The sequence below is a fragment of the Micropruina sp. genome (assembly GCF_047602385.1).
Classification (GTDB): domain Bacteria; phylum Actinomycetota; class Actinomycetes; order Propionibacteriales; family Propionibacteriaceae; genus Micropruina.
The window spans coordinates 637,146-649,840 of record NZ_JASGHL010000001.1 but is presented as its reverse complement, the minus strand read 5'-3'; the positions used below and the strand labels follow the sequence as shown (position 1 = coordinate 649,840).

13 protein-coding genes are annotated in these 12,695 nt (G+C 67.7%); 4 read left to right on the top strand and 9 right to left on the bottom strand.

The window, feature by feature from the left end; translation table 11 throughout:
- Nucleotides 1-4: 4 nt before the first annotated feature.
- Nucleotides 5-1,198, bottom strand: coding sequence for a trans-sulfuration enzyme family protein (locus QM711_RS02965; RefSeq protein ID WP_415096217.1), 1,194 nt, complete (start codon nucleotides 1,196-1,198; stop codon nucleotides 5-7).
- 92 nt (nucleotides 1,199-1,290) lie between these two features.
- On the opposite strand from QM711_RS02965, the gene QM711_RS02960 reads away from it, so the two are divergent.
- Nucleotides 1,291-1,830, top strand: coding sequence for an Lrp/AsnC family transcriptional regulator (locus QM711_RS02960; RefSeq protein ID WP_415096216.1), 540 nt, complete (start codon nucleotides 1,291-1,293; stop codon nucleotides 1,828-1,830).
- Here QM711_RS02960 and QM711_RS02955 read toward each other — a convergent pair.
- Nucleotides 1,782-2,135, bottom strand: a complete 354-nt coding sequence (locus tag QM711_RS02955; protein WP_415096215.1) for a DUF5997 family protein — start codon at nucleotides 2,133-2,135, stop codon at nucleotides 1,782-1,784. The genes QM711_RS02960 and QM711_RS02955 overlap by 49 nt on opposite strands.
- 38 nt (nucleotides 2,136-2,173) lie before the next feature.
- On the opposite strand from QM711_RS02955, the gene QM711_RS02950 reads away from it, so the two are divergent.
- The gene (locus QM711_RS02950; RefSeq protein ID WP_415096214.1) at nucleotides 2,174-2,797 is read left to right on the top strand and encodes a LysR substrate-binding domain-containing protein; all 624 of its coding nucleotides are present in this window, start codon (nucleotides 2,174-2,176) and stop codon (nucleotides 2,795-2,797) included.
- 11 nt (nucleotides 2,798-2,808) lie between these two features.
- Here the strand turns inward: QM711_RS02950 and QM711_RS02945 are convergent, their stop codons facing one another.
- From QM711_RS02945 to QM711_RS02920, 6 genes are all read right to left on the bottom strand, one after another.
- Complete coding sequence (locus QM711_RS02945; RefSeq protein WP_415096213.1) at nucleotides 2,809-3,822, bottom strand: TolB family protein; 1,014 nt, start codon at nucleotides 3,820-3,822, stop codon at nucleotides 2,809-2,811.
- A gap of 13 nt (nucleotides 3,823-3,835) precedes the next feature.
- Nucleotides 3,836-4,417, bottom strand: a complete 582-nt coding sequence (locus QM711_RS02940; protein WP_415096212.1) for a hypothetical protein — start codon at nucleotides 4,415-4,417, stop codon at nucleotides 3,836-3,838.
- Between the two features lie 107 nt (nucleotides 4,418-4,524).
- On the bottom strand, nucleotides 4,525-5,190 hold the full coding sequence (locus QM711_RS02935; protein ID WP_415096211.1) for a response regulator transcription factor: 666 nt from the start codon (nucleotides 5,188-5,190) through the stop codon (nucleotides 4,525-4,527).
- Nucleotides 5,187-6,950, bottom strand: coding sequence for a sensor histidine kinase (locus QM711_RS02930; protein WP_415096210.1), 1,764 nt, complete (start codon nucleotides 6,948-6,950; stop codon nucleotides 5,187-5,189). The genes QM711_RS02935 and QM711_RS02930 overlap by 4 nt, the downstream gene beginning before the upstream one ends.
- Nucleotides 6,951-7,093: 143 nt before the next feature.
- A complete protein-coding gene (locus QM711_RS02925) occupies nucleotides 7,094-7,504 on the bottom strand; it encodes a hypothetical protein (RefSeq protein ID WP_415096209.1) in 411 nt (136 codons plus the stop codon).
- A gap of 68 nt (nucleotides 7,505-7,572) precedes the next feature.
- Nucleotides 7,573-9,264: an FGGY-family carbohydrate kinase gene (locus QM711_RS02920; protein WP_415096208.1), complete on the bottom strand. Its 1,692-nt coding sequence runs from the start codon at nucleotides 9,262-9,264 to the stop codon at nucleotides 7,573-7,575.
- A gap of 183 nt (nucleotides 9,265-9,447) precedes the next feature.
- On the opposite strand from QM711_RS02920, the gene QM711_RS02915 reads away from it, so the two are divergent.
- Nucleotides 9,448-10,464 (top strand): LacI family DNA-binding transcriptional regulator, encoded by a 1,017-nt coding sequence (locus tag QM711_RS02915; RefSeq protein ID WP_415096207.1) that lies wholly within the window; start codon nucleotides 9,448-9,450, stop codon nucleotides 10,462-10,464.
- Nucleotides 10,465-10,574: 110 nt separating this feature from the next.
- The gene (locus QM711_RS02910; RefSeq protein ID WP_415096206.1) at nucleotides 10,575-12,194 is read left to right on the top strand and encodes an alpha-amylase family glycosyl hydrolase; all 1,620 of its coding nucleotides are present in this window, start codon (nucleotides 10,575-10,577) and stop codon (nucleotides 12,192-12,194) included.
- 43 nt (nucleotides 12,195-12,237) lie between these two features.
- On the opposite strand, the gene QM711_RS02905 is transcribed toward QM711_RS02910, so the two are convergent.
- The gene (locus QM711_RS02905) at nucleotides 12,238-12,678 is read right to left on the bottom strand and encodes a universal stress protein (RefSeq protein WP_415096205.1); all 441 of its coding nucleotides are present in this window, start codon (nucleotides 12,676-12,678) and stop codon (nucleotides 12,238-12,240) included.
- Nucleotides 12,679-12,695 lie beyond the last annotated feature (17 nt).

Genomic DNA, 12,695 nt, shown 5'->3' with positions numbered 1-12,695 from the left:
TCGGTCAGTTCGGGTGCAGCCCGCAGGCGAGGTCGGCGATCAGGTCGTCGGCGCTCTCCAGCCCGATCGACATCCGGACCAGGCCCGAATCCGGTTTGGCGTCGGCGGTCACCGGCCGATGGGTCAGCGCGGCGGGGCTCTCGATCAGCGAGTCGACGCCGCCGAGAGAGACCGCGTGGGTGAAGAGCCGCACCCGCGAGGTGAGCCGTTCGGCCGCCGCGAAGCCGCCGGCCAGCCGGATCGAGACCATCGCCCCGGTGCCGCGCAATTGGCTGCCGATCAGGCCGGACGGGTCCCCGTGCAGACCCGGGTAGAAGACCTCCGCGACCCCTGCGTGGCCGGTGAGCCACTGGGCGACCTGGATCGCTGTCTCCTGCTGGGCGTGCACCCGGAGCGGCATCGTGGCAAGGCCGCGGTGCAGCAGGTAGCCGGCCAGCGGGTGCAGAATCGCGCCGGTGATCGCCCGGATCGGACGGATCCGCTCGGCCAGCTCGTCCGAACAGGCCAGGACGCCGCCCATCACGTCGCCATGGCCGCCGATGTACTTGGTGGCGCTGTGCAGCGCCAAGGCGGCACCGTGGTCGAGCGGGTTCTGCAGCACGGGGGTGGCGAAGGTGTTGTCGACCAGCACCGGCACCGCACCGGCCTGCTCGGCCACCGCACGGATGTCGACCAACTCCAAGGTCGGGTTCGCCGGCGTCTCCATCACCACCAGGGCGGTGTCGGAGCGCACCGACGCGGCGACCTGGTCCGGACGACAGAAGGTCACCGCGGTGCCGAGCAGTCCGGTGGCGAGCAGGTGATCGGTACCGCCGTACAGCGGCCGCACACCGATCACGTGGCGCCGCCCGGTCGTTCCCGTGAAGGCGAGCAGGGCGGCAGAGAACGCCGCCATCCCGGTGGCGAAGGCCACCGCCGCCTCGGCATGCTCCAACTCGGCGAGCGCGGACTCGAAGCGCGCCACCGTCGGGTTCCACAGCCGTCCATAGACCGAGCCGCCCTCGGACGGCGGTCCGCCGGTTGCCAGCGCCTCATAGGATTCGCCGCCCTGCTCGATGCCGGGCAGCGGGTTGGTGGTCGAGAGTCGATCGGGAGTGCGTGTACCCCGAGCGCGGTCAGGTCGTCGCGACCGGCGTGTACGGCGATGGTGCGGAGGTCCCGTGGTCTCGTCCCCATGGCCCGGATCTTGCTGAATCATGCGCGCCGATGCCACGGTTGTTGCTGATAGGACGACAGCGAGCATATCTGATTGTTCGGTCAGCTAATCAGGGGCCGGAAGGAGCCGGGATCATGGTGAATCCGCAACACCGGGGTATCGAGCTCGACCGGCTCGATTTCGACCTGATCCGGGTGCTCAGCGACGATCCCGGCCTGACCGTCAAAGCGATCGCCGGCGGCCTGGGGATCGCGGAGTCCACCTGCGCCTACCGCTTGCGCAGGCTGCGTGAGGCGCGGGTGATCCGGCCGGCGCGGCTCGATCTCGACCATGCCCAGCTCGGCTACACGCTGCGGGCGGTCGTCATGGTGTTCCTCACCAATCACTCCCGCGAAACCGTCGACCGGTTCATGGCGAGCATGGTGCATGCGCCGAACGTGCTGCAGGTGGTCAACCTGACCGGCCGCTACGACTTCATGCTCACCCTCGCCGTGGCCGACGCCGAAGAGCTGCGCACCCTGGTGCTCGACCACGTCACCGTGCACCCTTCGGTGCGTGGGACCGAGAACCCACATCGTGTTCGACATGCGCGACGGGACGTGGATACCGCCGCGTCCCAGCTGAGCTACTGCTTGGAGCGCTGGCGAGCCTTCTCGGCGACCACCTCGCGGTAGCTCTCCCGTTCGTGCACCAGCCAGTCCGGCGGGTCGGCGATCAGGGCGCCGATCTGGCCGGCGTCCAGGGCTTCGGTGATGCCGGCCCGCGCCAGGCCCGACCGCGAGACGCCCAGTTTCCGGGCCACCACGTCCCGCGGGAAGGGGCCGTTGCGCTGCAGCTCGGTCAGCCACAGCGGTGGGTCGGCGCGCAGGGCGTCCAGGTCGGCGCGGCTGATCGGCGAGTTGCGGAACGCCTCCGGGGCGGCGGGCAGGTAGATGCCGAGCTTGGCGGCGGCGGTCACCGGCTTCATGGTCTGACTCACCGGGCCAGCGTATCGGCGCCCCGCGATACCCTGCCCGGGTGACGACTCCCCCAGCCGCCGACCGCCTCACGGTCGGGTTCGTCCCGGGCGTCACGTTGACCAAGTGGACGACCGTCTGGGCCGAGCGGTTCCGGCGGGCGCCGCTGCGAAGCGTCGAGATCGCCCAGGCCGATCAGCGGGCGGCACTCGATCAGGGTCTGGTCGACCTGTGCTTCGTCCGGCTGCCGATCGACACCGCCGGGCTGCATGTCATTCCGCTGTACGAAGAGGCCCCGGTGGTGTGGGTGTCCAAGGAGCACCCGATCGCCGCCTTCGACGAGGTCACGCTGGCCGACCTCGCAGACGAGACTGTGCTCACCGAGGCGGACGCCGAAAGCATCAACCAGGTGGCGCTCGAGATCGCGGTGCTTAGGGTGCCGATGTCGATCGCCCGCACCCACAGCCGGCGCGACCTGACCTACCGTCCGGTCAGCGACGCGTCCGGCACCACCATCGGGCTCGCCTGGCGGGCTGAGGACCCGCACCCGCTCACCGAGGAGTTCATCGGAGTCGTCCGCGGTCGCACCGCGAACAGTTCCCGGACCCGGCAGGAACGGACGCGACAGGAGCGGACGGCCGCCGCACCGCGCACCGGACGAGCGCGTCCCGGTCGCCGGCGCTGAACAGCCGACGCTCAGTGTCGGCGAGGCACCCCCCACGACGGCTCGACATCACCGATCGGCCGACCCGACGGACCGCTGTCATTGTTGGCCGTCAGGTTGCGTACGGCACCGCCGTCCGCGCGCACGGAGTAGATCTCGCCATCGTTGAGGTCTCCCCACCAGAAGGCGATCTGGGACCCGTCGGGCGACCAGCTGGGGAACCGCTCGCGGCTGGGCGTGCCGTCAGGGCCGGTCAGGCGCTCGGTGAGATCGACGGCTGGGTTTCCTGTGCTTTCGGGTCGCGGCCGCATCACGTAGATGTCGAGGTTGGCGGCCCGACGGTTGCTGTGGAAGGCGAGCATCGACCCATCCGGAGAGTAGGCGGCTCCGTACTCGTTCACCCCGGCCGTCGAGGTCAGCCTCACCGCGTGGGAGCCGTCGATCCGGCGACGATACAGATCCCCGTCATGGCCGTAGACGATGTGTCGTCCGTCCGGTGAAACGGCAGGCTGTCCGTCGAAAACAGGTGTCTCGCCGGGCGCCTCCTGGGTGAGGTTGCGGGCAGGCTGGAAGCTGTACAGACCGACCGAGAAGACGTCGCCGTCCCCATCGATCGGGTCCTCTCCGCCGTAGACGATCGAGCGACCGTCGGGCGTCCAGGCGAACTTGCCACCAGTGGGCGCCGGATCGCTCACTACGCCACGTGCGGGCCCGCACGTCCAGTCGCCGGCGGCGTAGCTCAGCCGGCACACACTGATCCCGGTTGCCGACAGATACGCCAGGTAGCGTCCGTCCGGCGAGAGCACCGGAAACTGCTCCGCCACTCGGTTGTTGGTGAGTCGTGACGTGTGACCGGTGCTGGGGTCCAGCAGGTACACCTCATCGATCATCTGGTCCGACGACGGACTGTCGCGATCGCTGACGAAGACGATTCCGCTCGCGCGGGTAGGAGCAGCGTCGGCCGCGGGCGAGGCGGGCGGGACCGTAAGCGCCAGGGCGAGCAGGGCGGCGGCGGCGGCACGGTGGATCGTACGAGTTCTGGTCATGATGCCCTCCGAGTCAGCAGTCGCCCCACGCGGGGTCGCAATGGCCGATGACGACGAAGCCGGCCGGGGCCAATCCGCCGGCGGTGGTCGTGCCGAAGAGGTTGATCACGTCGGCGTAGCGCGGCTTGGCCGCGGAGGTGGCGAAGGTCGTGGTCAGGCTCGGGATCGTCTGGCCGCACCATTCGCTCGGCAGGCAGGACGGGCCGCCCGACACCCGCACCTGCGAGCCCGTCACCGCTTCGACGACGACGCTGCGCAGCACCACCCTGGTGTTCAAGCCGTACAGGTTCCGCTTGACCCCGAAGATGTAGCCCGGGCAGTAGGACAGCCCGGCGTAGCTGAGGGGAGCCGCGCCGTTCGCGCACTGTGCGGCGCTCGGGCTCGTGGTGGGACGCGGAGTGCTGCTCGGACGCGGTCTCGCTGACGTCGTGGGTCTCGCCCGCTCGGCACGTCCTTGTTGAAGCACGCTGACTTGCGCCGGACTCGATCCCGGTTCGCTCTGCGGGAACGCTGCGACGGGAGACCCCAGGGTGAGTGCGGTGACCGCGCAAGCGACGGCACCGATGCGGAGATGAGTGAGAGGAAAGGCGGACATGGTGGGCTCCTCGGGGCAGGTGGCCGATCGACGGTGCAGTAAGCATGCGTCGGATGAGGGACGGCGCGCATCAGCGAAATCAGTGACTTGAGGTCACCCGGTCGACCTCAGTCCGGCGATCCGCCCCGCCTGAAGCGCCGGGCCGCGAGGTAGGTCACCACCGCCTGCACGCGCCGGTTGTCTTCCGGCCCACCGGGCAGCGCGAGCCGCGTGAAGATGTGCCGCACATGGGTGGCGACGGTGTGCAGGCTGAGCCTGAGCCGGTCGGCGATGCCCTTGTCGGAGAGCCCTTCGGCCATCAGGCGCAGCACGTCGAACTCACGGGCGGTGAGGTCGAGTAGTCCGGCACCGGACTCGACCAAAGCATGCGCGATCGCTGGGTCGACCACCGTTCCGCCCCCGGCGATCCGCACCAGGGCCTGGTCGAGCACCTCTGCTTGCAGAATCGCGTCCTTGAGCAGGTAACCAACCCGGACGGGTGCCCGTTCCAGCAGCCAGGCCGCATACTCGCCGACCACGTACTGGGAGAGCACCAGAACGCCGACTTGTGGATGACCCCGACGAAGGGTGCTGGCAAGCCGCAAACCCTCATCGGTGAACGTCGGGGGCATCCGAATGTCGAGGATTACCACCGCCGGCTGATGGTGACGCACCATCGCCAGCACCCGGTCGGGGGCGTCGAGAGCGGCGACCACCTGATGACCCGCACGCGCGAGCATGGTGCTCACGCCCTCACGGATCAGCAAACTGTCATCGACCACGATCAGCTTCACGGCGCCCACCCCTCGGGCTTGACCGGAAGTTCCATAGTCACCCGCGTGCCCCTTCCCGGTTCGCTCTCCAGGAGGAGCTGTCCCCCCGCCGACGCCAGGCGATCCCGGATGCCCATCAACCCGTGACCGCCCGGGTCGGCACCACCGACCCCGTCGTCCTCCACGATCGTCACCAAGCGGTTGTCGTCCTGGGTGACGACGACCAACACCCGTGTCGCGTCCGCATGCTTGAGAGCGTTCGTCACCGCCTCGGCAGCCGCAAAGTAGGCCGCCGCTTCAATCGGCGCCGACGGCCGGGCCACCGCCCCACTCGGAGCCTTGACCACCACTGAGCCTCCGACCCGCTGCGCCAGTCCGCGCAGCGCGGGAACGAGGCCGAGATCGGTGAGCACAGCGGGGTGGATGCCGGCGGCCAGGGCCCGGAGTTCGGCGACCGCACCGCTCACCTGCTCCTTCGCCGCGTTGAGCGCCTCAGTGTCGGCGGGCTGGCCGGACAGCCGGTCGAGCGCCACTCCGATGGCGAGGATCCGCTGCTGCGCGCCATCGTGCAGATCACGCTCGAGTTGCACCCTGGCGTCATTGGCGGCCTGGACGATCCTGCTGCGAGAGCGCTGCACCTCGATCAGCTGAGCACGCACCTCGGCCTGCAGCCGTACGTTCTCGAGGAGCAGGCGTGCGGTCGAGCCGGCGGCGGTCAGCAGGGCGGGCTCGTCGGCGAGCGAGCGGTCATGGGTCACGATGGCGAGCGGGCACTCCGGCGCGCCCACCACGGTCACCTCCGTGGTGGGTCCCGACGTGGGTTCGGCGACGGGCCGTCCGCGTGAATCGACGAAGCCGGCGCCGAGAGGGAAGGCGATCCGCAGCCCCGGATCGCCCACCGCGCTTCCCATCGCCGCCTCGAGGTCGAGTTCCCGCGAGGCCGCCGAGGCCACAATGAAGTCGCCGATCCGGCGGTAGGCCAGTCGCTCCCGCACCAGCCCGACCATCAGCCCTAGCGGGACGCCGAACAGTGCGGAAAGTTGAGTCCATCTGGCCAGCGGCTGCGCCGCCCACGGCGATTGTCCGGCCAGGCCGCCGACGGCAGCAAGGGCGGCGTACAACGCAATCGACGCACCCATCGCGGCGTAGGGCAATCGCAGCAGATGCTGCTGCCGGCTTCCCGCTGCGCGATATTGCCGGGCCAGCTGCCAACCGAAGCCCAGCGCCAGACCGAACCCTGCCAACGCGGTCACCGCCGACCACGATGCGGCGACAGGGCTCGGAAGGCCGACGTAGGTGAGCGAACGGACGCATTGCGCACAGTCACTGTGATGTCGGTTCAGCGCCCACAGCACCGCATCGACCAGACCCAGGCCGTAGCCGGCCTGAACCAGCCGTCGAGCCGCCGTGCCAGACAGGTCTCCGCTGGGGTATGCCAGCAGCAGGTGGCCGGCCACCGGTGCCTGGAGCGGCACCAGAATGACTGTCGCGGTCTCGGCCAGACGGGCCGGAAACGTGTCGCCGATCAGGCCGAATGAGCCGGCGACGTCGGCGCTCAGCACCAGGGCCAGGGTCAGAATGCGATTGGCGAGATGAAATCTTCCGACGCCGATCGCGATACCACCGACGACTATCCAACTCAGCGCGAACGCGACCTCACCCGCGACCTCATCAAAGGCGGCGCGGTGCGGTGTGACCGCCGTCGTCCACGTGCTCAGCGCCAGGCAGCCAAGCGAGGCGCCGAGCAGTAGCCATCTCAGCGGAGGATTCTTGACGGTCATCGACCGGGGTAAGGCAGAGCGGCCGTCCGGCAAAGCGGATGGTCGGCGACGATCAGCGGCCGTCCATGATGCATATCTGATCCTGACAGCTCGCGCGCCGACGCACACTAGCTGAACGGGTGGGGGCCGTCCCGGGACGTCAGCTATCGGCGTGGGGACAGCACTTTCGTAGGCTTGGCGTCCAAGCCGTGCGAATACAACTCGACCCTCGTCCAAGGCGCGGGTGCCTTTGCAAAGACCGGCTCCAGTACTTTCCACATCGTCTCTGCATCGTGGCCGGCGAAATGGAGCTCGTAGCCATGCTGCCCGACATCGTTGCCGTCGATAACGCCGGCACCTGCGGCAACCAGGGCACGATCAGCGGCCAACTCGGTGTCCAGAAGCGCCTTCATCAGGTCGCCGTCGAAGAGTTCCGGGCGATTCTCGAACATCACCACAACCCACGCCTGGCCCTCCACCGTGCCGCCATCGTCTTCTTCGTCGACGGTGACCCAGGTGCTGACAGCACATCCGGCAAGCACGGTGAGAACAGCGATGGCCAGTGCGGCGATCACTGGGAGGTTGCCAACCAGAGGGCGTCGGATCGCCACCACGCCTCGTGCGGAGCTGCTTCGCAGCCCTCCTACGACGAATCGCTATTCGCCCGGGCGTCCACAAGGTCGGTCAATTCGTGCTGCAGATCGTGGACGGCGGGGTACAACCTGCCGTAGAGGCGGACCAGAGGCACGTACAGCTCGTGGATCTCGGGCCGCGGATGCACCGTCTCCTTCTCGTGCACCATTGCATCGGCTGCGGCCTGAACTGATGCGTAAACCCCGGCCGCGGCGGCGGCCAGCACGCAGGAGCCAAGCGCCACGGCATCCCCGACCTCGGTCAGCACCATCGGCACTCCGGTCACGTCGGCATGCATCTGAACCCAGTCCCGTGATCTCGTCGCGCCTCCGCAAATCACGATCTCACTCGGCCGGTAACCGGAGGCAGCAAGGTACTTCAAGTTCAGTGATACCCCGTAGCAGACCGCCTCCTGCAACGCCCGGTACACATGGTGAGGACGATGCGACAGGGACAAGCCGAGCATGACGCCCCGGGCGCGCGAATCCGAATAGGGCGTGCGGTTGCCCTGGAAGTACTCGTTGACGATAAGTCCCTCCGAGCCGGGCGGCAGATCCTTCGAGCGCTCGTTGAGCAAGTCGTAAGGACTCACCCCCAACTGGTCAGCCTCGACCAGCACGTCCTTCGCGAAGTAGTCCTTGAACCAGTTCACAACTGAACCGGTCGAGACTCCGGAGGCTTCCACCAGGTAGAGGCCCGGCACGACGGCGTCGGTGAACGCGCCCCAGAACCCGGTTCCGCTGATCGGCCGGTCGGCTTGGCCAAGCATCACATGCGACGATCCGGTGGTCAGCGACATCCGGCCCGGTTTCATCACATTGAGACCAATCATTCCGTGCTCACCGTCGATGCCGCCCTGAGCCACCGGAGTCCCTTCTCGCAGGCCGAGCGCCTCGGCGGCTGACGCGGTCAGGTTGCCCAGATGGGTGCCTATCGGGTTGACAGCAGTGGGCAGCTTGTCGAATGCGTCGCCGCAGCCAACCACGTCGTACACCTGGTGCAGAAAGCCGCCCTTAGTGCGGTCGTGGTACATACGGATCGACGCCGAGCAGGTGTTGTTGGCGAACTCGCCGGTCAGCTGCGCGCCCAGCCAGTCCGGCGCGTCCAGCAACCATCGGGTCCGGGAGTACAGCTCGGGCTCGTTCTCCTTCAGCCACGCCATCTTGAACGGCGCCCATTCGGCACTGCTCGGCTGAGTTCCGCCGGCGTTGTAACGACGAACCTCGCTGTCCAGGATGTCGGCCCGCGCAGCCTGCGTGGTGGCGCGAACATCCATCCACATGATCGCGTGACGCAAAGCTCGGCCATCGGCGTCCACCGGCACCAACGAGTACGAGGTGGCGTCATAGCCGATGCCCACGACCTGCTCGGCCCTGATAGCGGCACCCTCCAATGCCTTCCGGCACGACCTCACCAGCGCGTTCCACCAGTCATCGGGCGACTGCTCAGCCCACCCCGGACGCGGACGGTGCGTCTCGTAGGCAGTCGCGGCGAACGTGAGCGGCCGGCCATCGGTGGTGAAGATCCCCACTCGGCAACTCTCCGTGCCGTAATCGATCCCGAGCAGATAGCTCGCAGACATCGGTGCCTCCATTCCCCTATCCGGCCAGCACTCCGCACACGTTTCGTAGGGCGGTGGAACAGCCTCCAGACAGCTGCGTCGATCGGATCGCCACCATGAGAACCGCCAGAACAGTTCCATCGACACACACTCCATCGACGCGCATCGACGACTCGCCACCATACAGCTGGCACGGCACCCAAGCCAGAGCCGGACCAAGCACAGCACCACACTGACGAGACCGCCAGCTGCACGATTCCAGCCAAACCGCCCTCCACCACTGAGATACTCTCAGCGCTGAGAACCGCAGAGGGGGGAGGTGTCGTGGTCACCAGGAAGGACGTTGCCGCACGGGCAGGCGTCTCGCCCAGCACAGTCTCCTACGTGATCAGCGGAAATCGCCCAATCTCACCCGAGACCCGAAAACGAGTGCAGCGGGTCATGCAAGAACTCAAATACACCCCGAACGCGATCGCCCAATCCCTAGCGGGCTCCCGAAAAGGAATAATCGCGCTGCACTTCCCGGCAGACCACCGCGGACTGAACACGACCGAGTTCGAGTACCTGACCGCCGTTGCCCAACGCGCGAGAGAACACGGCTATCACGCTCTGCTGTGGTCCGATCCGGTAGCCGACGTGGACGCTCTGCAAACCATGGTCGCCTCGCAGATGGTCGACGGGCTGATCCTGCTGGAAGTGTTCACCCAAGACCCCCGCATCCCGATGCTGAGAACCAGCGGCGCACCATTCAGCCTGATCGGGCGACCTTCCGACACCGACGGACTGACCTGGGTCGACGACGATTTCGATTCGCTTGCGACCCAAGCCACCGACCATCTCGCGAACCTGGGTCACCGCGATGTGCTGTATCTGGCCCCGCCCCTGGACGACACCGAACGCGGACACGGAGCCGCGGTTCGCACCCGTGTGGCGCTCGAAACCGCCGCAGCACGTCGAGGTCTCACGCTGACCCGGTTCCATGCGGCCCGCACCACCCGGGGCGGCCTGGACGCCTTCGCCCACCTCACATCACTATCCCCACGACCGACCGCCGTCCTCGCCTTCAACGAGTTGGCAGTGTCCGGACTCCTGCGAGCTGCGGCGACCACCGGAGTAACGATCCCCGGCGACCTGAGCGTCGTCGCACTCAGCCATGCCGACGTCGCGGCCGAAATGATGACTCCGCCACTGACCACAGTCTCCCCGTCCGCGACCGAACTCGCATTTCGCGCCGTCGACGCCCTCGCCGAACTGATCGCCGAACGCGACCGCGCGGCGCGCGGCGCGCTGGTCCAACCGCGGCTGACGATACGCGCCAGCTGCGGCCGCGCACCGGCCTGATCCTGGTGCACGCACGCACCTATCTGACAGAATCGGTACGGCGGCGACGCGCGTCGATGCACGGGGTGTCGACGCCGCCGAACACCTCTCGCAGACCGAAACCTGGAGCCATGTCGACCTCAACTCCCGACGTAACCAGCACGGCCGCATCCTGGCTGGCGGACAGTGTCATCTACGAGATCTACCCACAGTCCTTCATGGACTCCAACAGCGACGGAATCGGCGATCTGCCAGGAGTGATCGCCCGGCTCGACTACCTGGCCTGGCTGGGCATCGACACGATCTGGTTCAACCCCTGCTTCGCCTCACCGTTCCGCGACGCCGGCTACGACGTTTCCGACTACCTCACCATCGCGCCACGCTACGGCACCAACGACGACATGATCGCCTTGATCGGTGCAGCCAAGACCCGAGGCATCCGCGTCCTGCTCGACCTGGTGGCCGGGCACACGTCCATCGACCATCCATGGTTCCTCGCCTCCAGCAACGATCCGACCGATGACCGCTACGTGTGGGCCGCCACCCCCGGCGACGCAATGGTGCCCAGCCCGGGCAGCCGCTCCGGCTGGTACCTGAAGAACTTCTTCCCGGAGCAGCCAGCACTCAACTTCGGCTACGCCCGGCTCGACCCGAACGAGCCGTGGCGACAACCCCCCGACGCCCCCGGCCCACGCCACAACCGTGAAGCGCTGCGCGAGATCATCCGCTTCTGGCTCGACCGGGGAGTCGCAGGATTCCGCGTCGATATGGCCTTCTCCCTGATCAAGGACGACCCTGGCCTGCTGCAGACCACCGCACTATGGCGCGAGATCGCCGACTGGATGCACAGCACCTACCCAGACAGCGTGCTGCTACCGGAAAGCGACGAAGCCCGGACCGCCACCGCCGGAGTCCGCGGCGGCTTTGATGCAGATTTCGCGCTGGTCATCCACCCCGAACACAGCGCACTGTTCAACGACGGCGTGGCCGGGGTACTGCCCTGGCAGGAAGACACCGAGCCCAGCTACTTCGATCCCGGCATCACCGAGGAGCAAGGCGTCGCTGCACTGCGCCGGTTCCTCGCGATGTGGAAGTCACGACTCGCAGAGGCCGGTGAGGATCGGCTGCTGGTGCTGCCCAGCGCCGATCACGACTTCACCCGACTGGCCAGCGCCGGCCGCACACAGGATCAGCTGGCCGCCGCCTTCACCTTCCTGCTCACCTGGGGCACAATCCCCTCGATCTACTACGGCGACGAAATCGGCATGCGCTACGTCACCGGCCTGGAGTCGAAGGAAGGCAGCCGCTGGAATCCCCGGTTCGACCGCGCCGGCTGCCGCACCCCGATGCAATGGGACGACGCGCTGCCGAACTCGGGATTCTCCACCGCGCCGGCCCAGGATCTCTACCTGCCGCAGGATCCGGCGGCGAACCGCCCGACCGTCGCTGCCCAGGCCGACAACCCCGCGTCTCTGCTCGCTACCGTGCGCGACCTGATCGCGCTGCGCCGAAGCGTGCCAGCGCTGCGCACTTCAGCACCCCGCACAGTGCTCGCCGCCGGCTATCCATTCATCTACCTGCGCGGCGACTCCCACCTGGTGTTGATCAACCCACGTCCCAAAGATTCAAGGATCACGTTGCCGGCGCTCCGAGGCCGCAACGCCCGGCTGCTGACCGGAGCCGGGCTCACCCTGCACGACGACGACATCGAGATTCGCGGCACCGCCCACGGCATCATCGAACTGCTGTAGTCCGGTGAGCCGTGGGCGGGGCCCGTCCACACCTCGAGGCGAGTCAGCGCACGATCACCACCGTGCATGCGGCGTGCACCGCAACATGCTGACTCACCGAACCCAGCATGAGACCGGCGAACCCCCCGAGCCCGCGCGTCCCGACGACCAGCATTTCGGCGCTCGCAGACGCGTCGATCAGCAGCTTGGCGGTGTTGCCCTCCCGGACTACCGGTAGGACCACGATCGGCGGGTCTTCGCCGAGCACGTCCCCGATCGCGGCCAGCAGCTGCCTCTGCGCTACGTCGGCCGACTGGGACGCGTCTTCGCGCACGGCGTAGGTCCCCGACGGCCCGGTCGGTGGGGGTGCGCTCGCCAACCACGCCTTGAGGACGACCAGGTCACAACCGTGCTTACCCGCCGCATCCGCCGCCCAGCGCAGCGCAGCCAAACTGGGCTCGGAGCCATCGACTCCCACAACGATCTTCTTTTCGTTCGAGGACATGACATCTACTCTCTACA